This is a genomic window from Bordetella genomosp. 4 (assembly GCF_002261185.1).
Lineage (GTDB): Bacteria > Pseudomonadota > Gammaproteobacteria > Burkholderiales > Burkholderiaceae_B > Bordetella_A.
In genome coordinates this window covers 484,474-506,712 of sequence record NZ_NEVQ01000013.1, presented here as the reverse complement: position 1 = coordinate 506,712, position 22,239 = coordinate 484,474, and the positions used below count along the sequence as shown (strand labels likewise).

Annotated in this window: 18 protein-coding genes; 9 read left to right on the top strand and 9 right to left on the bottom strand. The window is 59.1% G+C overall.

Annotated features, from left to right (window positions below):
- Nucleotides 1–255 precede the first annotated feature (255 nt).
- The 3 genes from CAL20_RS12625 to CAL20_RS12615 form a co-directional block, all read right to left on the bottom strand.
- Nucleotides 256–1,314, bottom strand: coding sequence for a porin (locus CAL20_RS12625; protein WP_094838022.1), 1,059 nt, complete (start codon nucleotides 1,312–1,314; stop codon nucleotides 256–258).
- A 123-nt stretch (nucleotides 1,315–1,437) separates the two neighbouring features.
- Complete coding sequence (locus CAL20_RS12620; RefSeq protein ID WP_094821338.1) at nucleotides 1,438–1,887, bottom strand: hypothetical protein; 450 nt, start codon at nucleotides 1,885–1,887, stop codon at nucleotides 1,438–1,440.
- On the bottom strand, nucleotides 1,862–2,254 hold the full coding sequence (locus CAL20_RS12615) for a phage holin family protein (RefSeq protein WP_094821337.1): 393 nt from the start codon (nucleotides 2,252–2,254) through the stop codon (nucleotides 1,862–1,864). Before CAL20_RS12615 ends, CAL20_RS12620 begins: the two co-directional genes overlap by 26 nt.
- A 125-nt stretch (nucleotides 2,255–2,379) precedes the next feature.
- On the opposite strand from CAL20_RS12615, the gene CAL20_RS12610 reads away from it, so the two are divergent.
- On the top strand, nucleotides 2,380–4,020 hold the full coding sequence (locus CAL20_RS12610; protein WP_094838021.1) for a VRR-NUC domain-containing protein: 1,641 nt from the start codon (nucleotides 2,380–2,382) through the stop codon (nucleotides 4,018–4,020).
- Between the two features lie 67 nt (nucleotides 4,021–4,087).
- Nucleotides 4,088–6,388 carry an ATP-dependent DNA helicase gene (locus CAL20_RS12605; protein ID WP_094838020.1) on the top strand — a complete coding sequence of 767 codons (2,301 nt, stop codon included), beginning with the start codon at nucleotides 4,088–4,090 and terminating at the stop codon, nucleotides 6,386–6,388.
- A 30-nt stretch (nucleotides 6,389–6,418) separates the two neighbouring features.
- Here the strand turns inward: CAL20_RS12605 and CAL20_RS12600 are convergent, their stop codons facing one another.
- Genes CAL20_RS12600 through CAL20_RS12590 form a run of 3 tightly spaced genes read right to left on the bottom strand, consistent with a single transcriptional unit; the run spans nucleotide 6,419 to nucleotide 9,193 of the window.
- On the bottom strand, nucleotides 6,419–7,720 hold the full coding sequence (locus tag CAL20_RS12600; protein ID WP_094838019.1) for a TRAP transporter large permease: 1,302 nt from the start codon (nucleotides 7,718–7,720) through the stop codon (nucleotides 6,419–6,421).
- Nucleotides 7,713–8,213, bottom strand: a complete 501-nt coding sequence (locus tag CAL20_RS12595; RefSeq protein ID WP_094821333.1) for a TRAP transporter small permease — start codon at nucleotides 8,211–8,213, stop codon at nucleotides 7,713–7,715. The genes CAL20_RS12600 and CAL20_RS12595 overlap by 8 nt, the downstream gene beginning before the upstream one ends.
- Nucleotides 8,214–8,218: 5 nt before the next feature.
- Nucleotides 8,219–9,193 (bottom strand): TRAP transporter substrate-binding protein, encoded by a 975-nt coding sequence (locus CAL20_RS12590; protein WP_094821332.1) that lies wholly within the window; start codon nucleotides 9,191–9,193, stop codon nucleotides 8,219–8,221.
- A gap of 196 nt (nucleotides 9,194–9,389) precedes the next feature.
- Between CAL20_RS12590 and CAL20_RS12585 the strand changes: the two genes are divergently transcribed.
- A complete protein-coding gene (locus CAL20_RS12585; RefSeq protein ID WP_094838018.1) occupies nucleotides 9,390–9,965 on the top strand; it encodes a GNAT family N-acetyltransferase in 576 nt (191 codons plus the stop codon).
- A 74-nt stretch (nucleotides 9,966–10,039) separates the two neighbouring features.
- On the top strand, nucleotides 10,040–11,365 hold the full coding sequence (locus CAL20_RS12580; RefSeq protein WP_373558301.1) for a 3-deoxy-D-arabino-heptulosonate 7-phosphate synthase: 1,326 nt from the start codon (nucleotides 10,040–10,042) through the stop codon (nucleotides 11,363–11,365).
- Between the two features lie 100 nt (nucleotides 11,366–11,465).
- On the opposite strand, the gene CAL20_RS12575 is transcribed toward CAL20_RS12580, so the two are convergent.
- Nucleotides 11,466–13,655 carry a phosphocholine-specific phospholipase C gene (locus CAL20_RS12575; RefSeq protein ID WP_094838379.1) on the bottom strand — a complete coding sequence of 730 codons (2,190 nt, stop codon included), beginning with the start codon at nucleotides 13,653–13,655 and terminating at the stop codon, nucleotides 11,466–11,468.
- An 18-nt stretch (nucleotides 13,656–13,673) separates the two neighbouring features.
- On the opposite strand from CAL20_RS12575, the gene CAL20_RS25465 reads away from it, so the two are divergent.
- Both CAL20_RS25465 and CAL20_RS25625 read left to right on the top strand, forming a co-directional pair.
- Entirely contained in the window at nucleotides 13,674–13,946 is a 273-nt protein-coding gene (locus CAL20_RS25465) for a hypothetical protein (protein ID WP_143277064.1), read from the top strand.
- A 1,273-nt stretch (nucleotides 13,947–15,219) separates the two neighbouring features.
- Complete coding sequence (locus CAL20_RS25625; RefSeq protein ID WP_179266667.1) at nucleotides 15,220–16,290, top strand: autotransporter family protein; 1,071 nt, start codon at nucleotides 15,220–15,222, stop codon at nucleotides 16,288–16,290.
- A gap of 125 nt (nucleotides 16,291–16,415) precedes the next feature.
- On the opposite strand, the gene CAL20_RS12565 is transcribed toward CAL20_RS25625, so the two are convergent.
- Nucleotides 16,416–17,438, bottom strand: a complete 1,023-nt coding sequence (locus tag CAL20_RS12565; protein WP_094838016.1) for a C45 family autoproteolytic acyltransferase/hydolase — start codon at nucleotides 17,436–17,438, stop codon at nucleotides 16,416–16,418.
- 247 nt (nucleotides 17,439–17,685) lie between these two features.
- Between CAL20_RS12565 and glnH the strand changes: the two genes are divergently transcribed.
- The 3 genes from glnH to glnQ all read left to right on the top strand — a co-directional run bounded on the left by glnH (nucleotide 17,686) and on the right by glnQ (nucleotide 19,922).
- Nucleotides 17,686–18,432 (top strand): glutamine ABC transporter substrate-binding protein GlnH, encoded by a 747-nt coding sequence (gene glnH, locus CAL20_RS12560; protein ID WP_094821328.1) that lies wholly within the window; start codon nucleotides 17,686–17,688, stop codon nucleotides 18,430–18,432.
- 105 nt (nucleotides 18,433–18,537) lie between these two features.
- On the top strand, nucleotides 18,538–19,197 hold the full coding sequence (gene glnP / locus CAL20_RS12555) for a glutamine ABC transporter permease GlnP (protein WP_094821327.1): 660 nt from the start codon (nucleotides 18,538–18,540) through the stop codon (nucleotides 19,195–19,197).
- Entirely contained in the window at nucleotides 19,194–19,922 is a 729-nt protein-coding gene (gene glnQ, locus CAL20_RS12550) for a glutamine ABC transporter ATP-binding protein GlnQ (protein ID WP_094821326.1), read from the top strand. Before glnP ends, glnQ begins: the two co-directional genes overlap by 4 nt.
- 7 nt (nucleotides 19,923–19,929) lie before the next feature.
- Here glnQ and CAL20_RS12545 read toward each other — a convergent pair whose 3' ends face one another.
- Nucleotides 19,930–22,224, bottom strand: coding sequence for a RelA/SpoT family protein (locus tag CAL20_RS12545; protein WP_094821325.1), 2,295 nt, complete (start codon nucleotides 22,222–22,224; stop codon nucleotides 19,930–19,932).
- Between the last annotated feature and the right edge of the window lie 15 nt (nucleotides 22,225–22,239).

The following is a 22,239-nucleotide window of genomic DNA, read 5'->3' as shown; positions in this document are numbered from 1 at the left end:
GGGCCGTGTGCGTGGGGGCCGCACCGGCCTAATCGCAACGGCTCGGCGCAAGACCAGGCGCCGAGGTCCGCTTCGCGGACTGCCCGTCGCTCAAAAGGCCGGTGCAGCCCCCACGTACACGGCCCGGACTCGCGGCAGGGGATGGCCTAGTCAGGAAAGACGGCCCGGATTTGCGGCAGGGGCGGGCCTGGTCAGGAAGACGGCCCGGACTTGCAGCAGGGGCTGGCCTAGTCAGGTAGTAGGAATCTGCATTGCTTAGAAGATGTGGCGGAATCCTACTGCGGCGCCTAGTTGGCTGCCGCTGCCTGCGATTTCGTCGCTGGCGGCGTCTTTGACCTTGTTGTAGTCGACGGTCACGTAGACTTGCGAGCGTTTGGACAGGGCATATTCGGCGACGCCGACCAGGGCGTAGCGCTTGCCTTTGTCACCTGAGACGACGACGTTTTCGCTGCGGTCATAGTAGGCCGCGCCGGTCAGGGCCCAACTCGGGGTGGCCTGCCAGGTGACGCCGGCGAAATAGCCGTTGTCCTTGCGGTCCAGGCCTACGACGGGGTTGCCGCCCATGACGGCATTGACGAATCCGGTTTCGTCGCGGCCGTTGAAGTAGCCGGCAAAGACTTTGGCGGATTCGAATTGGTATGACGCGTTCAAGTTCCAGACGCGTTGGCGATAGTCCGAACTGGTTTCGGAATAGGTCTGCTGGTAGGCGCCGCCCACTGCGAATTGGCCAAAGGTATAGCGCAGCGATGCGCCGTACTGGGAGCCGACTTTGTGGTCGTCGTAGTCCTCGCCGTTGGCATAGGACAGCACCAGCGCCAGGTCGCCTAGCGTGTTGGCATAGGTGAACATATTGCTCGTGCGCACACGCGACATGGCGGCGGGCAGCCAGGCGTTTTGATCGTAGTTGCCGACGGTCAGGGGATCGAAATGATCGGCCAGCAGGTTGAACATGGGCGTGTTCTGCAAGCCCAGCGTCAGGACACCGAGCGAGCCGCCATCCAGACCGACGTAGGCCAGGCGGCTGAATGTCTTGTCTGGATCGGTGCCATTTCCGTTCTGGACGTTGAAGCCATTCTCCAACCGGAAGAATGCTTTATTCCCGTCGCCGAGGTCTTCGACCCCGCGCAGTCCCCAACGGCTGTTGGAAATGGCGCCGTTGGCCAATCCGATGTGGCTGCTGTCGACTTGGTTGCTGCGATTCAGGTACCGGATGCTGACATCCGCAATCCCGTACAGGGTCACACTCGATTCGGCGGCGGCGGTGCCCGCGGCCAACCCACCCAGCGCCATCAGCGCCATAGCGGCTTTCTTCATTGTCTCGCTCCCTGAGATCCGACTCGTAGTCGGAATTAAATATGGCCGCCTCACAGCGGATAGCTGCGAGGAGGCCGAGAAATCAGGTCGCAAGTCTATACCGAAAATCGGTCGGTCTGTCCTTTAGCGGGGGAGGGTTTGCCCGGGGGTTGTTTCGAGCGCCTTGAGTTCACGGATGCGGCGCACTTGATCGTCAAGTTCCCGCCGTATGTGCTCGACCTCTTCCGCAGGCGCTACGCGTTCTATCGCTTGGCGCAGATCTGTTGTCAGTTGGGCCAGGCGGTCGACTTCCGCGTTGGCTGCCGGCGAGTCGGCGCGTCTTTGGTGGCGGCGCTTAAGGACGTTGCTGAAGCGGTCGCGCAGCGCCACGGCCGCCATCGCTCGCATCGGTTTCTTTAAAAATCGGGGCCACCCGATGACGGCGCCGGCCGCCAGCGCCGTGGTGGATGCCCATCCGCTGGATGTTTTCGTGTGAGTGGCGGCGCGCGCAAAGGCGTCAGCCAGCTCCGCTCTATCGCGCTCCATCTTCGCCAGCAGGGCGTCTTTTTCAGCTTGTGTGGTCGTCTTGGGCATAATGACTCCGGGCGGCGGCGGCATCCAGGCGTACTTGGTGGCTGAGTTCGGAAAAAAGCGAGTTCTTTGGCGCGTTGCGGGCGGCAATGGTCAGGGCGATGAGGGTGATCAGCAGCCACGCGCCAGCCACCAGCCACGCCACGAGCAGCCGACTATCCGTGTCCCAGAAACTCACGATGGCTGCTACCGATATAAAGGCTAGTGTACCGAGTCCGCAGAACAGCAGCGCCACGCTGCTGATCAATGTGGTGACCAAGGCCGAGCGGTATAGCGACAGTTCAATGCCGGCTAATTCGAGATAATCGCCGCTGCGTTCAGCGACAAACTCAGCCAGATGGCGTATCCGCTTCAATCGTTCTGAAATCATGGCATCCCCTAGGTTTGGTCACGTGGCGCTGCAAGTCGCATACCCGGGTCGGCAACTTCCCTCGAGCGAGATGCTGCCTCGCCGGGATTTGATATGATTACTGGATAAATATCCAGTTTTGCCAGATGCTTCCATCGCACCGTTACTACTATCTGCATAACTTCCAGCGTGCGCTGCAGGTCGTGGCCGATCGTTACGCCGATTTGCTCGATGAGGGCGAGCGCGTCTTTTTTGACGAATTCGACCGCTTGCCGCAGATGTCGCGCGCGCTGTTCGTGCGCATGGCAATGAGACGGGGCCCGTGGTTTCGAGCCAGCCGCCTGGCGTATGAAGAAATTCCCGATCTGCTTGCAGCCGCTGCGCCGTTGGTGTCGCTGGGCTGGCTTGATGCCAGGGCACCGATGGCGTTGGATGAGTTGTTCGATATCTGCACCTTGCCAGAGTTGCGTGGCTTGTTCCCGGCGTCTGTCAGGGCGGGGCTGCGTAAGCCGGAATGGCTGGCCGTATTGCGCGAGCAGCATGATGAGGTCCAATCCTACGAACAATGGTGCCCTACGTCGCCGGAACTGGTCTGGCGCTTCATGCTGGGAGAACATTGCGACCGGCTGCGCCTGATGTTTTTCGGTAATCTGCGGCAGGACTGGTCAGAGTTCGTGTTGGCCGATCTGGGGGTGTTCCGCTACGAATCCGTCGCGTTCGACCACGCGTCGCGTGCATTCCAGGCACGCGCCGATATCGACAGGTATCTGACGCTGCACGCATGCCGCGAGGCGCTGGAGACGGACCCCGAGATCGATGATCTGTTGGACGTCGTGCAGTCCTGTGTCAGCACAAACGCCTGGCTGGAGCAACGCCGCGCCAAGGTGCTCTTGCGCATCGGTCACGCCTGTGAGCGCGCGCGGCATTGGGACAGGGCCTATCGCGTGTATGAGCAGTGTGCTTATCCGGGGGCTCGTCATCGCCGTATTCGGATGCTCGAGCGCATGGGACGCCATGGTGATGCGTTAGGGCTGGCTCTGCATGCTCGGCAAGCCCCGGAAAGCGAGGCGGAGAGCCAGGCGCTGGCGAGAATGCTGCCGCGCCTGCGGCGCAACGCCGGGGCGCCTGCGCCGGCTCGAGCACCCATTGCCGCCCCTGTCCGGGTCGATCTGACACTGCGGCGCCCCGTTGAGCAGCAGTCTGTCGAGATTGTCGCGCGCGATCATCTGCACTGTGACGCTGCGCCGGTGTACTACGTCGAAAACACCTTGATCAACGCGTTATTTGGCTTGCTGTGCTGGCCGGCCGTTTTCGCGCCATTGCCGGGTGCCTTCTTTCATCCCTTTCAGCGCGGCCCTGCGGATTTGTCTGCGCCGGACTTTGTTTCACGCCGTGCAGATCTGTTTGACTCAGCTCTGTCGCAGCTGGAATCGGGCGTTTACCGCGACACGATATGGCGCCGCTACACTGAAAAAGCCGGCCTGCAATCGCCTTTTGTGTTCTGGGGGGCGTTATCCGAGCCACTGCTGCGTCTGGCGTTGGAGTGCCTGCCCGCGCATCATCTGAAATTGTTTTTCACGCGAATGCTGCAAGACATCGCGCAAAACCGCACGGGCTTGCCCGATCTGATCCGGTTTGTGCCAGGCGAAAAGCGTTATGAGCTGATCGAAATCAAGGGGCCGGGCGACAAACTGCAGGATAACCAGATTCGCTGGCTGCAGTATTGCGCCGCGCATGGAATTGCGGCGCACGTGTGCCATGTTCGATGGCTTGAGGATGAGACATGAGCGAATCGGTCGCAATGCGCCCTTGGCACGAGGTCACCGACGCAGCATGCTGGCATGAGGTCCAGGCATGAGCTATTCGGTTGCAGTGCGCACGCTGTGTGAATTCACCGCTAGAGCAGGGGATCTGGATCTGCGTTTCACGCCCGCGCCGACCGGCCCGGAAGGTGTGGCTGGGCACGCTACGGTAGTGGATCGGCGCACCGCTGCCTACGAGTCCGAAATCGCATTGTCGGGCCAATACCAGGATCTGCTCGTGCGTGGCCGTGCCGACGGTTACGATCCGGACACGAATCAACTCGAGGAAATCAAGACCTACCGAGGCGAACTGAGCAGTGTGCGCGACAACCATCGTGCCCTGCATTGGGCGCAGGCATGCATCTATGGCCACTTGTTTTGCCAAGCGCGAGGCATCTCCCGTCTGCGCGTGGCCGTCGTGTATTTCAATGTCGTCACCGAGGAAGAAACCCAATTTCCCCGCGACTACGACGCGGCGGAACTCCGGACTTTTTTCGAAGAGCAATGTGCGCGTTTTCAGGCGTGGGCGACCACCGAGCTCGCCCATCGTCAGGCGCGTGATCTCGCGTTGGCGCAATTGGATTTTCCATTGGGCCAATTTCGCGCGGGACAGCGGGAGTTGGCAGTATCGGTATATCGTACGGCCCGTGATGGAGGCTGTTTATTGGCGCAAGCATCCACGGGTATCGGCAAGACGCTAGGCACCTTGTTTCCGCTGCTCAAGGCCGCACCCGATACGCGTATCGACAAGGTATTTTTCCTCGCCGCCAAGAACGCGGGCAAGGCGCTGGCGCAGCAGGCGTTGGACCGTCTCAACGAGTCGGCCGCGCAACCGGGATTGCGAGCGCTCGACCTGCAGGCGCGCGATAAAGTCTGCGTATATCCCGACAAGGCCTGCCATGGCGAGTCCTGCCCATTGGCCCGGGGTTTTTATGACCGTCTGCCTGAGGCTCGTGCCGCCGCGTTGGCGCATACGCGGTTAGATGGATCAACCGTACGGACCGTCGCTCAGGCACACGGTGTATGCCCGTACTATCTGTCGCAAGAGCTCGCACGCTGGAGCGATGTGGTGATCGGCGACTATAACTATTATTTCGATAGCAATGCCATTTTGTACGCGCTCGCTCAGGCTCATCAATGGCGTGTGGCGGTGCTGGTGGACGAAGCGCACAATCTGGTGGATCGCGCACGCCATATGTACAGCAGCACGCTGTCGCAACCTGCCCTCAAGCGGGCGCGTCAGGCTGCGCCAAAGGCGCTGCGCAAACTGCTGGATGGCTTGAACCGGGCATGGAATGCACTGAACCGCAAACAAGCCTGCGCCTATCAAGCCTACGACGCCGTGCCCGCCGGTTTGCTCGCCGCCGTACAGAAGGCCATCGTTGCCGTCGCGGAACACGTGGGGCAGGCGCCTTTGGCCCAGGACGATCCCCTGTTGCTGTTCTATTTCGAGATGCTGAGCTTTGCCCGATTGGCAGAGCAATTCGGCCCGCACGCGCTGTTCGATGTCACGCGAGATCGGCGTGATGATTCAGACGTCCCCACGAGCCCATCCACGCTCTGCGTTCGCAATGTCGTGCCCGCGCCGCACTTGGCGGCACGTTACGCTGCAGCGCACGCCACGGTATTGTTTTCCGCCACGCTCAATCCGCAACAGTATTACCGGGATACGTTGGGACTGCCCGACAAGACGGGTTGGATCGAGGTGGCTGCGCCTTTTCAGGCGGAACAGTTGACCGTGCATGTCGCGGGTAATGTGTCTACCCGCTATCGTGACCGCAAACAGTCTTTGCGTCCTATCGTCGACCTGATCGCGGCGCAATATGCGAAAAACCCAGGCAACTATTTGAGCTTTTTGAGCAGTTTCGAATACCTGGAGCAGGTGGCCGATCTGTTGAGCCAGTGTCATCCGCAGGTCCCGCTCTGGAAACAAACGCCTGCCATGAACGAAGCCGGCCGCGAGGCATTTCTGGCCCGGTTTACCGAATCCGGGTCCGGGGTCGGCTTTGCCGTGCTGGGAGGCGCGTTTTCAGAGGCTGTCGATTTGCCCGGAAAACGCCTGATTGGCGCTTTTATCGCGACACTGGGTTTGCCTCAGGTCAATCCCGTGAACGAGCAGATGAAGGCCGCCATGGAAAAACTCTATGGCAAGGACCAGGGATATGACTACACGTACTTGTATCCCGGACTGCAAAAGGTCGTACAGGCCGCTGGCCGCGTGATCCGCGGCGAGCACGATACGGGTACGGTCTATCTGATCGACGATCGTTACCGCAGAGGAAAGGTGCAGGCATTATTGCCTGGGTGGTGGCAACTAGGCGCCGTCCACCTGTCGCAGACGGCGCCAGCGTAGTCAACACGTGTGCTGATCGTCAGCCCGGCATCACAGCGTCATATGCTGCGGCAACCAGGTAGCAATCCCTGGCACCACATACAACAACAGCACCGCCAGAATCATCAAAAAGAACATCGGCAACGACGCCTTGGCGATATAAGGCAGCTCTCGTCCAGTCATCCCCGACAGCACAAAAAGATTGAACCCGACCGGCGGCGTAATCTGTGCCATCTCGACCACAAACACGATAAAGATGCCAAACCAGATCAGATCGATGCCGGCTGCCTGCACGGTCGGCAACAAGACTCCCATCGTGAGCACGACGATGGAGATACCGTCCAGAAAGCAACCCAGCACGATGAAAAAGACCATCAGCGCCATGATCAATCCGAACTGCGACAGTCCCAGCGCGCCGATCCATTCAGCCAGCGCGCGCGGCAGACCGATATAGCCCATGGACAGCGTCAGGAACTGTGCGCCGGCCAGGATCAATGCGATCATGCAATACAGCCGGGTCGCGCCCATCAGCGATTGCCAAAAGCTATCCTTGTTCAACGAGCCTTGCAACGCGGATAGGATCAACGCACCCACTACGCCTATGGCTGCCGCCTCCGTCGCCGTCGCAATGCCCGTGTAAATCGATCCCAGCACCGCCGCGATCAACAGCAATACCGGAATCAAATGGCGGGATTGATGGAGCTTTTGCCGCAACGTCATGTGTTCGTCCGACGCGGGCACCTCTTTCGGATTGCGTATGGCCCACCAGGCGATATAGCCCATGAACAGCACGGCCAGCATGATTCCCGGCACAATGCCCGCGATGAACAGGCGAGCGATCGAGACGTCCGCCGCCACGCCATACACGATCATGATGATCGACGGCGGAATCAGCAGCCCCAGCGTGCCGGCGCCCGACAACGTGCCCAACACCTTGCTCTCGGGGTAACCCCGCCGCTTCAATTCGGGGATCGTCATCTTGCCGACCGTCGCGCAGGTTGCCGCCGACGAACCCGATACCGCGGCAAAGATCGCGCAGCCAATCACGTTGGTGTGCAACAGACGGCCGGGAAGGCGATTCAGCCAGGGCGCGAGCCCCTTGAACAGATCTTCTGACAACCGCGTGCGAAACAGAATCTCGCCCATCCACAAAAACAAGGGCAGCGCCGTCAGCGTCCAGCTTGACGAGGCGCCCCATATCGTGACGGCCATCGCGTCTCCGGCAGGCCGGCTGGAAAAGATCTCCATGCCTATCCATGCCGTGCCCGCCAGCGTCAAGCCAACCCAGACACCGCAACCCAGCAGCGCAAAAATCGAGACGACCAATAAGGTAATGACCAGGACTTCATTCATGGGTTTGGTGTGACGTAGGAGCAGGCAGACCGTGCAAGCGGCGGATCAATTCGTCGACCAGCGACACCAGGAACAACACGGTCCCGACAGCCATGCTGATCTGGGGTATCCACAAGGGCGTGGCGTCGTTGGACGTAGAAACATCGTTATAGGTGTGCGAGTCCAGCATCAGCTTGATACTGAAGAACGCAAAGGCGGCCGCGAGCAGGGTGCCCGCACACAGCGCGAAAATATCCAGTCGCCGGTTGCCACGCGCCGCCAGCGAGTTCAGCAAGAGCGTGACGCGGATATGCTCGCCGTGTTTGAACGTACTGGCTAATGCTAAAAAACCTGCACCGGCCATGAAATATCCAGCGTAGGCATCGATGCCGGCCACATGCCAATCGATCTGGCGTCCAATGATGGAAATCAGTACTGAAATCAGCACACCTATCATGCACAGGCCGGCCAAGAGGCCGGCCGCGCCGTACAGAGTATCGAGTAAACGGCGCATGAGGATTACATCTTGCGGTAGGCTTCGATGATGGCTTTGCCGTCATCGCCGGCGCGCTCGGTCCACTCGTTGATCATGACCTCGCCGATCTTGTTCAAGCCGGCCTTCAGCTCAGGCGTGGGTTGAATGATGGTCATGCCATTTTTCGTGAGTTCCTTTTTGTACCATTCGCCTTTTTCCTGGGCGAGTTTCCAGCCGCGCTCTTCGGCCTGTGCACCCGCTTTCTTCAGGGCCTCTTGGGTCGCCGGATCCAGCGCGTCAAAGGCTTTCTTGTTCACAATGATCGCGTTCTTGGGCAGCCAGGCCTGCGTGTCGTACCATTTCTTGATGTACTCGTAGGTCTTGGAGTCATACCCGGTCGAGGCCGAAGACATGTACGAGTCGATCACACCGGTGGCCATGGCTTGCGACAGCTCGGCTGCCTGGACCGTGACAGGCTGTGCGCCAGCCAGCTCAGCGATTTTGGCGGTGACCGGGCTATAGGCACGCCATTTCAGGCCTTTCAAATCGTCGACGGTTTTCAGGTCGCGGTTGGCAAAGATGCCTTGTGGAGGCCAGGCGACGGTAAACAGCAGCGTCATGCCTTGCGAAGCCAGTTTCTTTTCCAGGTACGGCTTTTGTGCCTGATAGAGCTTGAATGAGGCGTCGTAGCCCGTGGCCAGAAAGGGCAGGCCGTCCAGGGCATAGATCGGGTCTTCGTTCGCGAAGTTGGTCAGCAGGATCTCACCGATCTGCGCCTGGTTGCCTTGCACAGCACGCTTGATCTCGGGCGCTTTATAGAGCGACGCATTATTGTGTATCGTGATCTTGAGTTTCCCGCCCGACAGCGAATCGACGTCTTTGGCAAAGTTATTCAGGTTTTCGACGTGGAAATTGCTGGCAGGATAGGCGCTGGGCAGATCCCACTTCGTTTGAGCCATAGCGCTGGCGCTGAAAGCCAGCACAAAGCTGCCGGCCAATAGGGGGAGGGTCTTTTTCATCACGGAGATCCTTCTTCGCATAGAGAGGGCGATGAGCCCGGCATATCACAGAAACACTGCGAGCAAGCATTGCGGTGCCATAAGCGTTGCAATTCTACGGGGCCAGGAACGCCGATTGCCCCAGGAAACCCCTACATAGGGGAAAGTCCTAGGGTCGCGCTGTGTCAAAATTTACATTTTGGAGGTCCGAGCTTTCATGTCTCTCGAACACAAACCCGTCGCCAATGGGGTGGAATACCGATTGCTGAATCACGCAGACGTCGCGGTCTTTCGTGTGTTGCGCGCGCAGATGCTCGCAGACTCGCCCGAGTCTTTCATGAGCAGCCTGGAGGATGAGGCCGTGCTGTCAGAGGCGGATTGGTCTGCCCGGGTTGGTCCCAACGACGGCGCCTTGATCGTCGGCGCATTTGTCGCTGGCGAGCTCAAGGGCAGCGCGGGCGTATTCCGGCATCGAGGCAAAAAGGCCATGCATAAGGCCACGATATGGGGCGTGTATGTGCATCCCGATCTGAGGGGAAAGGGGGCGGCCAGGGCGTTAGTCACGGCGGCTATAGCCCACACTCGCAAACTGCCGGGAATTCGACAAATCACCTTGAACGTGACAGCGTCCAACACGGTGGCGTTTCAGCTCTATTCAAGCCTGGGCTTTCAACTGTGTGGCGAAGAGTCTGATTCGCTATGCATCGATGGCAAATTTTATGCGGACAGACATATGTTCTTGAGACTCGTAGATCCCGCGACTGCGCCGGCGCCGTTTCAACATCAAGCGTAGTGCAACGCGTGCAGCCTTCGCCCTTATTGCAAGACATACTGCGTACGGTGAGGCGCCGATATCGGCTGCCCGCGATGCCGACGGCGGCGTCGAGCTCGGCAAGCGAGAGTCCATCGACGGCGCTTGCAATTGTGCTGGAACAGGTTCGAGTCTTGCTGGAGGCAGGCGATACGCCGGACGATGCCCTGAAATGCAGGTTCTTCGATGCGCTGGATCGTTTGATTCGAGAGGCGATGCAGCCGACGCGGGGAGACACCGCTTTTCAGGCCATGGTCTTGCGCCATCAGACCACTGCGGTGCGTGAGTATGCCTCGCTGGCTGCCCACGCCAGTCAGGATCGCCGCGAAATCCATGCAGCGGTCAATACCATCGCTCATCCGGCGAAACTTCAACGTATGCCCCCAGGGACGCTGCATGCGGCGCTGACGCAATTGCAGGCCTTTGCGGCCGCAGAAGACTGGAATGCGCTGTCTGCGTGTGCGGAGCAAGTCCTGCCTCTGGCACAGGCCGAATCCGAGTCGGCGATTACGCGCGGCACGGACCGTTTGTTTGGCAGCCCGGCGCTAGGGCGGTTGCAACGTCTGTCGGTGTTGCTATCGGACCAGCAGGTGCAGCGGTACCGGTCGCTATGGGACCAGCAAGGGCCCCGTGCTGGCAGTGCCGTGGCGATGGAACAAGGCGCTGCGTCGCAGCAGCGTGGTGCGGCAGTTGAAGCACGCGCGGCACAGGCGCTAGAGGTATTGGCCCAGCGGCTGAACGCGCAAGCGCAGGACAAGACAGCCTATCGCGTCGTGACGTCGATGCGTGCCTCGCCGTCGCTGCCCGGGAATGCCGACTATGCCAAGAGTGAGTGGGATGCTGTGCTGTTGCAGCAAACTCCTTCGGATGGAGACACGTCGGCGTTTGATGTCTGCCTGCTGATTGAGGCCAAAGCCTCTGTCGATGCGGCGACTACCGATTTACCTCGCCTGCTGCGAGGCTTGCGGCTATTGGCCAGTGCGCAGGGCGATGCCACGTATGCGTTTGACACCCATCAGGGACGCGTGCGATTGCGCGGCTCATCATTAAAGAGATTCGCCGCTGACGATACCCCTGTGTCAGGCAGTGTTCTTTATTGCTGCGATGCCGAGGCTGAGGCCTATCCGAAATTGCTCAGTACTGCCACGCGTATGCAGCTCTTGTCCGCACCGGGCAGCGTGGCGTATGCCAGCAGTTTGGCAGATGCCGCCTCAGGCGATAGGCAGAGTCTGGCATCTGTCTGGGAACAATTGTTGACATCTGCGCGGTGGGACACGGTGCGGCGTCAATATCCATTGTTGCGCCAAGTCCGCGACTTGATGGTACATGTCGATGATCTGTCTATGGCGGTGAACGGCCAGTCCGGGCCTGGCGCGGCCTGACCGGCTGTTCCAGGCATCGGGCATGGCAGGAGCAGCCCAAGTTATTGAATCCAATCTACATCCGGGGCGAAACATCACGGCGTCTCGCCCCGGGGGGGCATCAGCCTTGGCCCATCTCGGGATCCGAAACCGAGTCTTTGCCGTTTTCCACACGGCCGGCAAAGCGGCGCGACCAGACTTTGGAGTCGCCTGCGTTCACGACAAAGTCATACCAGTTGCCGCTGTCACCCAGCGCCCAGCTCAGCTCGCCGATTTTTCCGGCCTCGACCAGACTCGTCCAAGGACCATCCTGGCGATAGCCTTGCGCGGTCACGCTGAAGGTGACTGCGCTGCTGCTGCGGTTGAACAGCTTGACCTGGACTTCTGCGGGTTCGCAGGATTGATAGCAGACCTGGATTTCCAATCCCGATGTTGCCGTATCGCGCAGATCGCCGATGAACTCGCGATGGTAGCCATTGGGTCCCAGTATCCAGAAATGGTATCGGCCGTTGTCCACGTTGACGTCGATCGTGTCGTCGAGTTCCTTGCCGGCTTCGACCATATAGCGGCGCGGGATCTGGCTCAGGTGCAGTTTGTCGTACACGTGAAACACCGCACCGGCCTGACCGCTATTGGCAAACGCCAGCGTAACGGTCCCTTTGCTGGCATCGGGTCTGGCAGTAGTGTGCAGCTCGTACGGTAAAGCGCGCGAGGGCCGTGTGCCCGTTTCCTGATGCGGCAAGGCAGGATCCGCCGGTACAGGAATTGCCGAGGCGGATTCTTGTTGAGCGACCAGTTCGGCCGCCGCTTCTTTCGTCGTGCTGCCGCCCAGCGTCGGCAGCGCCTCGCCGTTCGGATTGGCGAAATTGAAGGCCGTCGTCAGGTCGCCGCATATGGCGCGGCGATAGGCGCTGATGTTGGGCTCTTGTACGCCAAATCGCTTTTCCAGAAACAACAGCGTCGACGTGTGATCGAACACCTGGGAATTCACCCAGCCGCCACGGCTCCAGGGAGACACCACCCACATCGGCACGCGTGGACCCGGACCAAAAGGTTTGCCGTCTTGTGCCGGATGTGAGGACGAGGCAGGAGCGTAGTTGTGGTACTCGAAAGCCATCTCCTCGTCGCTCAGCGTCGTTTTCCCGGCCAAGGAGCCATCCTCACGAACCGATGGGGCAGACGGCGGCGGTAGATGATCGAAAAAACCGTCGTTTTCGTCGTAGTTGATCAACAAGACGGTGTTGGCCCACACCTCGGGATTCGAGGTTAATGCATCGAGGACCTCTTGCATGTACCACCCGCCTTGCGCAGGGCTGGAGGGGCCGGGATGTTCGCTGTACGTCGACGGCGGAATGATCCATGACACAGCAGGCAAGGTGCCATTTTTCACGTCGTCTCGCAGGCTTTGCAGCAGGCCATCGGGCATGGTGTTGCCAAAGCCTTTGGCGAGCGGGCTGAGGGCATCGTCGATGGCCGGATCATAGGTCGGCGAAATGGCGGGCAACGCTACCGGACGGCGATCCGCGGGCATGGCTTCCATGGCCTCGCGCCAATGGCGAAACGACATGAGCTGGTTGCAGCCGAAGTTATCGTCCAGGCTTTGGTAGACCTTCCAGCTGACGCCGGCCTTTTCAAGGCGGTCTGCATACGTGGTCCATGTCCAACCTTCGGTCGACGGCCCCACATCGTTGCCGCCGTTGTACTGGTTGATGATGGCCGCATAGTTGTCGCCTGACGGGCCGTTCGTGCCGGTCCAGTAGAACAGACGATTCGGGATCGTGCCCGTGTGCATGGAACAGTGATACGCATCGCATAGCGTAAAGGCCTCGGCCAGCGCGCGATGAAACGGGACTTCGGCGTTTTCCATATAGGCCATGGATAGCGGCTGTTTGGCAACGGGCCACCGGTTCATGCGGCCGTGGTCCCACGCAGCTTGCGCGTCCGGCCAGGTGTGTGGTGTGCCGCCGGCACGCTGTGCATTGCCCTTGCTGCCGTCCAGGTGATAGGGCGTTTCCGTATTGCCATTGGCGTCGGTCTGATAAAGCACATGGCTGCCGTTGGCCAATGGGATCGGATGGCGATCGCCAAATCCGCGCACGCCGCGAAAGGTCCCGAAATGGCTGTCGAATGAACGGTTTTCCAGCATCAGCAACACCACGTGCTTGACGTCTTGCAAGGTGCCTGTGACGGAGTTCGCCTCAATGGCCAGAGCGCGCCGGATAGACAGCGGCAAGGTCGAGAGGGCAGTCAATGCTGCGGTGGTTCCTAGCGAAGCACGCAGGAACCCGCGCTTGGAGGGATCAAATGACATGTTGGGTACGTGATTGTCGTGAATGAAAGAGGGGATCAAGGCGCGGGTGCGCAATGGACGTCGGCGGTGCATTCGGTGGTGCCGCCGCCGGGAGGAGGAGTAGGAGCGGTCTCGTCGTCGTCCGAGTCGCTATTGCTGCAAGCTGTCAGCAAGACTGCCAACGACAGGCTCAGTGCCCATGCCAGCTTGCGCGCATGGGGCCATCCCTCAGTGTTACTTCGCATCATCGTGTCGTATCGCCTGGAAAGAGTGTGCGTGCTCGCGGTGATCAGGCGAGAGTGCGCACGTTGATAAGCCAGCTTAAAAAAAGGGTCGGATTGCAACCGTCAGGGGCGGAAGTCTAGGCCTGAAAAAAGGCATTTTTTTGACAGCGATGCATTGCCGCGTTGCGGATTTTGGAGTTCAGTCCGAGCGTTGTCTTGGCGCTGTCATAGAGCGCGAGTGGCCTCCTATGAAAAAAGCGGACAGCGACGGTCGATGGCGATGGATTCGCTTAATGCTTGGAAGAATGTTTTACAGATCCCTTTCGCTGACTACAGCAGTCCGCCGAAGATTTGAGTCCATGTGGCGTGAGCTCGGGAAATTCTCCAAAGGGTGTAGGAATAGTCTGGTTTTAGTGGTGATCAATGTCCTTAGATATCTAAGAGCCAAATCGGCCTGCCTAGACCAACATTAACTCTTTGAAAAATAGCGGAAAACGGGGTGTTCCTCATCAAATATTCAAGGGGGGACTGGACGTTTTTTCGGAAAGAATGGTGCTTCTTTTGAAATTTGATATTTGAAGTCTCTGTGGCCCAATCCGAAAAGTTTTCCCAACAGAAAAATTTTTGAAGTCCCCAAATCCTTGGACAGCCGGTATCCCGTTGCTGTCTTCGCATCGACGTTTTGGTATGGCCGCTTCCGTACCGAAGAGAAACAAATGAAAAAGACCCTTAAGCCAATCTGGCATCAGCGCTCGCATTGCTCCGTACTCGTACCGGAGTGGCCGAAAAGTCCCGCAAAAAAAACTGTGTCTGTGGCTATTGCCGTATTGTTGGGACCGTTGCTACCCAGCATGGCGCAATCGCAGACTGCGACGTCGTCATCCTCTAGTGCGGCGCAATCTCCGAGTCTGACGAAATCTGCGAGTTCGACGCCAATTCCGAGCTGGCAGAAACTCACGAGTGCAGCACAATCAGCGAGCGTGACGCAATCTCCAGGTTTGACGAAATCTGCGAGTTCGACTCAAGTCCCGCGCTTGCCAGCACCCACGCGTCCGGCGCAACCAGCGAGCGTGACGCAATCTCGGAGTTTGACGAAATCTGCGAGTTCGACTCAAATCCCGATCTTGCAGAAACTCACGCGTGCGACGCAATCAGCGAGCGTGACGCAATCACCAAGCGCGACGCAATCTCCGAGTTCGACACAAACTGAGATCATTGACCGTTCGCCAGAGCGATTTGAAATTGATGATCAAGAGGATCGGTTCCCTGATGATGTGGAGATCATTATTGAGGAAGCCTCAGACTTTGAGGATGACGATTCAGATGCTTCATCTGATGACGGCGGGGAGACTCCTGATCCTTTGGACGAAGATCAACCCGACCAGCGGCACGGGCCTGAAGAGGAAACTGATGCCGCGCCTGACATTGCGACGTCATCCTCGCCAGCGCCTGCGCCGGGGCTATTCCCTGAGAAAGGCATAGTCGTTGTCGCTCCCCAGGCAGGCTCCTACAACAGCAACGCCTGGGCGGCCAACACGATGTTCCAGATGAACCTGAACGATCGCCTGGGCAGCTACTTCCAGGGCGAAGGCCATCCGCATCAGGGCAGTGCCTGGATCCGGTACAGCGGCTCGCACAGCGCTCTGAAAGACGAGTCTGGCCAACTGCGCACCAAGGGTGACAGGAATACGGTCGTGATGGGTATCGATATGCTGGCGGACTCGACCAATGACCGCGATCAGGTGACGATTGGTGTGATGGGCGGGTACGGCCACTATGACGGCAAAACCAGTTCGAGCCTGGCCGGCTTTGGCAGCAAAGGCAAAGTCGAAGGCTACGGTCTCGGCCTGTATGGGACCTATCAACAGAATGCTGAAACCGAGCAAGGGGTGTACGTCGACACCTGGCTGTTGTGGAATCAGTTCGATAACCGCGTCAAAGGTGACGACCTGCCGAGAGAGAAATACAAATCAAAAGGTATGACTGCATCGCTGGAACTCGGCTACAACGCCAAGATTGCCGAGCACAATAACGTGAAATACGTGCTGCAGCCACATGCGCAGCTGACCTATCAACATGTGCGTTCGGATAATTTCACCGACAGCAATGGCACACGTATCGAGTTCCTGAATGGGTCGCGTATTCAGACCACTGTGGGGCTGCGCGCCGCTGCGCATGTTCCCACGGGGCTGACGTCTGTCATCACGCCGCACATCGAGGCCAACTGGCTGCATTCGACCAAGGGCTATGGTGTTCGGATGAACAATGCCGATGCAAGGATGGATAGCGGACGCAATGCCGGTCAGTTGAAATTGGGCGTGGAGGGCAACATCAACCAGCGCCTCTCGCTCAATGTCGAGGTGTTCCATAACCAGGGAAATGCTGGCTATCACGAGACCGGCGGCAACCTGATGGCGAAGTACCGCTATTAATCCCCCCGATAGGGCATAACACCCTAGCCGCGTAGTCAGCGGTCAAGATCATTCTCGATCTTGACCGCTTTTTGCGCAGTGAGTTGCATCACAACGCGAGGAAGGTCAGTGTCGCCTTGCGCCCATCATTTGATGGCGAGGCTTTGCGCCGCGGTCGCTTTCCTATCGTAAACCTTCAGGGTAACGTGGGCATCGTCCAGGGTAAATACCGCAGTTGCCAGGGTGTTTTCCTCATCGGGGTCGTCCGCTGCGCGCCGCAGGATGGGCAGGTTTCCCTCTTTGTCGTGCAAGGCGGCGACGACGTCGCTTTCGGTGATGTCTTCGTGCCAGCTATCCAGCAGGGTGTCGATGCGGCTTTGGCGTGCGCGGGATGAATCAGTGATGATTTGCGCGACGCCTTTGCTCGCCGCATGCACGAGGTGATTTGCATGCCCATATCGGCGCTGGATGGGCTCGATGGAGCACAGACCAGGCATAGCCTCTACGCTGAACAATCGCTTATCGCCCGCCGCGCCCAAGGTGTGATGAAACGCACCCGCACGTGGCGTGTCGTGCAGACGCGTGATCGCCTGATCCAGGGTCATGCAGTCCAGCACGGCACGCGCCAAAAACATACGCGGTACGCCAGCACGCCGGCTACGCGTACGCAGATTATTGATGGTCTGAACAATCCCCGCGCGATTGGCGGCAAAGGTATGCCCGGGCAATGACCCCGGGTAATAGAAACTGACATAACCTGGCGCATCATCCGGCTGTACGTCGACCAGATGGCAACGCCCATAAAGGTAGGGGTCACCGTCCTCGTTGTGGCCGATCCATCGTGCGCCATCGGGCCCATGTATCGCTACAGAAGTGCAGCCGTCAGTCGTCTGATGCAACAGATCACCACGACAGTTCCACAGCAGCAAATCGTCTGCGGACATTTGCAGGCCCTCGACCATGCCTTCGAACTCTTGCCAGAGTTCAGGCAGATTGCGCTGGATGTGTGCGGCGAGCTCCTGCAGATAGGCATGACCGCGCCAGGGACGTAATGCTCGCCATGTCGTGCTTTGATCCAGATAGACCGACATCAAAGGTCGGGCAAGCTTTCCTAATGCGACGCCGACTTGGCGGCGGGTGCCTGTGATGCGTACAGGTTTGAACGGCATGAGTCGTCTCCGGCATAGAGCGTCATCGAGGAAAAGATCACACCCCACAGGATACTTTCCGCCGGGCTCCACGATATTTCCAGTGAAGTTACATTTTGGGGCCGGAATGAGGATACGCGTCGTCCCGTATACGCTCATGGGGACGCATGAGTTAAGATGGATTACAGACATGCAGCTACCCGTTGCAATGTGTCTAGGGGCCTATCTGGGTTTCCCAGAGGCCGGATGTCTCTACAGGAGCAGATCGATGATGAAACGCAAATTTGCCGCCGTGCTGATGGGCTTGAGCCTGATTGGCGCAGTTTCCACCGCCGCGGCCCAAGATAAAGAGTTGATCGTCGCCACGGATACGGCGTTTATTCCGTTTGAATTCAAGCAGGGTAGTACCTACACCGGTTTTGACATCGACCTCTGGGCGGCCATCGCCAAAGAGCTCAACCTGAAATACAAGCTGCAGCCGATGGATTTCAACGGCATCATCCCCGGTCTGCAGACGAAAAACATCGATGCGGCGCTGGCGGGGATCACGATACGGGATGACCGGAAACAGGTCATCGATTTCTCGGATCCTTATTACGAGAGCGGTTTGGCCATTCTCGTGGCTGAGAACAACACCGATATCAAGGGCGCCTCCGATCTGGCGGGCAAAAGTGTCGCCGTGAAGACCGGCACGGCAACTGTCGATTTCATGAAAAAAGAGGTACCCGACGCCAAGCTGCGGCTGTTTCCCAATATCGACAATGCCTATCTCGAGTTGGCTACCGGTCGTGTCGACGCCGCCGTGCACGATACGCCGAACGTGCAGTACTACGCCAATACAGCGGGCAAGGGCCGTGTCAAAGTCGCCGGCACGGTCAAGAGCGGGGATTTTTACGGGATCGCTTTTCCCAAGGGCAGCGATCTGACGGCCAAGGTCAATCAGGCCCTGGCCACGCTGAAATCCAACGGCCAATACGACCAGATCTATACCAAGTGGTTTGGTAAAAAGCCCTGACTAGTTTGCCGAGCACGCTGGGTGCGAGCGAGGCCGCTCGCACCCACTTAGCAAACGACGCGCGGTGCCAGCCGGACCCGCGCCATCAAAACGAAGGGGAAGACCGTGCAATTCGACTGGTCTGTCATCTGGGCTGCCTTGCCCAATCTGCTCGACGGTACGCTGATGACCGTCAAAATCACGTTTTGGGGGCTGGTAGGAGGCTTCGTGCTCGGGGCGCTGGCCGGCATCGCGCGAGCGTACGGGCCCGCGATTCTCTCAGGCATTGCCCAGGTTTATGTATCGATCATCCGCGGTACGCCGATCGTCGTGCAAGTGATGTTCATCTACTTTGCCTTGCCGTTGATGATCCCGGGTTTGCGCGTAGACGCTATCTGGGCGGCGATCGCCACCTTGATCATCAACTCGGGCGCCTATATCGCCGAGATCGTGCGCGGCTCGCTGCTGTCGGTGCACAAGGGCCTGAAAGAGGCCGGCCAGGCGATGGGCCTGCCGTTTCACAAAATTCTGCTGCACATCATCGGGCCGGTGGCGTTTCGCCGCATGATTCCCCCATTGGGAAATCAATGCATCATCAGCTTGAAAGACTCATCGCTGTTTATCGTGATCGGCGTGGCCGAACTGACGCGCCAGGGTCAGGAAATCATGGCCAGTAATTTTCGGGCCGTGGAGATCTGGTCCGCTGTGGCGATCATCTATCTGATTCTGACCGGGGCGCTGGCCTTGGCCCTGCGCTTGGTCGAAAAAAGGATGCGGATCTTATGAGCATGGTCGAGTTTCACGATGTCATCAAACGCTTTGGCGATTCTGTCGTACTGAACGGCATCACGCTGAATATTGATGCGGGCGAGGTGGTGGTCGTGGTCGGGCCCTCGGGCTCAGGCAAATCCACGTTCCTGCGCTGCATCAATGTGCTGGAAACGATCGAGGGTGGCGATCTGCTGGTCGATGGCCTGAGTGTGAAAGGGCCCTCTGCACAGATACGCGAGATCCGGCGCGAGGCGGGGATGGTATTCCAGCAGTTCAATCTGTTCCCTCAGATGTCGGCGCTGGATAATGTCATGTTTGGGCCGATTCATACGCGAGGTGTGCCGCGCCGAGAGGCACGCGCATTGGCCGAGGAGCTATTGCGCAAGGTCGGCCTCGGGGAGCGGATGAATCACTATCCATCGGAGCTGTCGGGCGGGCAGCAACAACGTGTGGCTATCGCGCGCGCGCTGGCGATCAAACCCAAACTCATGCTGTTTGATGAGCCGACCTCGGCGCTGGACCCGGAACTGCGGCACGAGGTGCTCAAAGTCATGCGAGACTTGGCCGAAGAAGGCATGACGATGGTGGTCGTGACGCACGAGATGGAGTTCGCGCGTAAAGTCGGCAGCCGATTGATTTTTATCGACGGCGGCAAGGTCGCCCATGACGGGCCACCGGCGGAGCTATTGTCCAATCCGCCGAGCCAGCGCCTGAAAGACTTTTTACAGCATGTGGCTTAAAAGGCCTTCAGGTTTTGACCCGAACGATTTTCTGGACCTGCGGCACGTGTCGTATCGAGCGAATGACCTGAGCCAAGTGTTTGCGGCTATCGACTTGGATCGTCAGATGCAGCGAGACCGTTGAGATGGCATCATCGTGCATGGTGATTTGCACGATGTTGGCGTCGGCTGCGGTGACCTCGGCGGCGAGCCGGCCCAGGACTCCACGTTCATTGCGTGTAATGACGTCCAGACGTGTCGACAGGTGCTTGGCGGTATGTGTGTCCCATGCGACGTTGACCCAGCGATCTGGTTCGCGGGCCCGTAGGCGCGTCGCAGTGGGGCAGTCGGCTGTGTGTACGACCAGGCCTTGGCCCAGACGCAACCCAGCGACGATGGGGTCGCCGGGCAATGGCCCACAGCAGGAGGCCAGTTGTACTGCCTGACCCTCGTTGCCCTGGATCAGAATGGGGGCACTGCGCGCGGATGTGATCTCGTCGACGGCGGCGGCTGTCGTGGCAACCAGTTGGTGTTCGGGCGCAAAGCGTCGCGCGACGACGGCAGCCAGCCGCTTGCCCAAACCGATATCGGCCAGAATTTCGTCGCGAGAGCTCGCGCCCGTGCTGCGCGCGAGTTTTTGCCAGGCTGGATCGTCCTCTGCGGGCAGGTTCAGATGCAGCTCTTGCAGGGCCTGTTCCAGCAGCCGCTCGCCAAAGGCGACCGATTCCTCGTACTTGACCGTGCGCAGATAGTGGCGGATCTCTGACCGTGCGCGCCCGGTGCGCACGTAGTTCAGCCATTGCGCATTGGGACGCGAGGCAGGCGAGGTGATGATCTCGACCACGTCGCCGCTGCTGAGCTCTGTGCGCAGCGGCACGAACTCGTTGTTGACCTTGGTCGCCACGGCCTGGTTGCCGATGTCGGTGTGGATCGCGTAGGCGAAATCCACCGGTGTTGCGCCGCGCGGCAAGGAAATGATCTTGCCTCGTGGGGTGAATACGTAGACGGCATCCGGGAACAGATCGACTTTGACGTGCTCGAGGAATTCGCCGGAATCGCCCGTCTGGCTTTGGATGTCCAGCAGCGATTGCAGCCACTGGTGCGTACGCTTTTGCAGATCGTTCAGCGTGACATCGGATCCCTTGTAGAGCCAGTGCGATGCGACGCCTGCCTCGGCAATGTGATGCATGTCGCGCGTGCGGAACTGGAATTCGACGGGCGTGCCATAGGGGCCCACCAGCGTCGTATGCAAGGATTGATATCCGTTGACCTTGGGGATGGCGATGTAGTCTTTGAACTTGCCAGGCACCGGGCGATAGAGCTGGTGCAGCGTGCCCAACGCCAGATAGCATTCCGGCAGCGTGTGCACAATGACGCGGAATCCGTAGATGTCCAGCACCTCGGAGAAAGACTTTTTCTGTTCGACCATCTTGGTGTAGATGCCGAACAGGGTTTTTTCACGGCCGGAGACCTCGGCCTCTATGCCGGCGGCGGGCAGGGCGGCGCGTACCGCGTCGCTGATTTTGCCTATGACTTCGCGCCGGTTGCCGCGTGCGGCCAGTACGGCCTTGTACAGAACCTGATAGCGATTGGGATACATGGCCGCAAAGCACAGGTCTTGCAGCTCGCGAAACAGCACGTTCAAACCCAGGCGATGCGCGATCGGCGCATAGATGTCCAGCGTCTCGCGGGCGATGCGGCGGCGCTTTTCAGGGCTGACGGCATCCAGTGTGCGCATGTTGTGCAGGCGGTCGGCCAGCTTGATCAGAATGACACGCACATCGCGCGCCATGGCCAGCAGCATCTTGCGAAAGCTTTCGGCTTGTTGCTGGGCCTTGGTTGCGAAATCCAGGCGATCGAGTTTGGACAGGCCGTCGACTAATTCGGCGACTTGTACGCCGAATTTTTCGGCGAGCTCTTGCTTGGGGATACCTTGGTCTTCGATGACGTCGTGCAGCAAGGCTGCCGACAGCGCGTTCGCGTCGAGCTTCCAGGCCGCACAGATTTCTGTCACCGCGATGGGGTGCGAGATATAGGGCGCACCGCTGGCGCGGAACTGGCCCAGATGCGCCTGATCGGCGAAGCGATAGGCTTCGCGCACCCGCTCGACGTCTTTTTTGTCGAGATAACTGCTGATGATCTCGGTCAGCGGCGCGAGCGAGGCGACAGGAGAGGCGGGGGTATCTGAAAGCGCGCCGTTAGCAGTCGTGCTGGAAAGCTCGACAGGCGAGTTTTTTTTGTCGGAACGGCGTCCGAGCCGTGATCCTGCTCGCAAGGCAGCGAGCAGGCCCGTAGAAGCGTACTTCAGCCGGGGAAAAGCCATGTTGCCGCCCCCTGG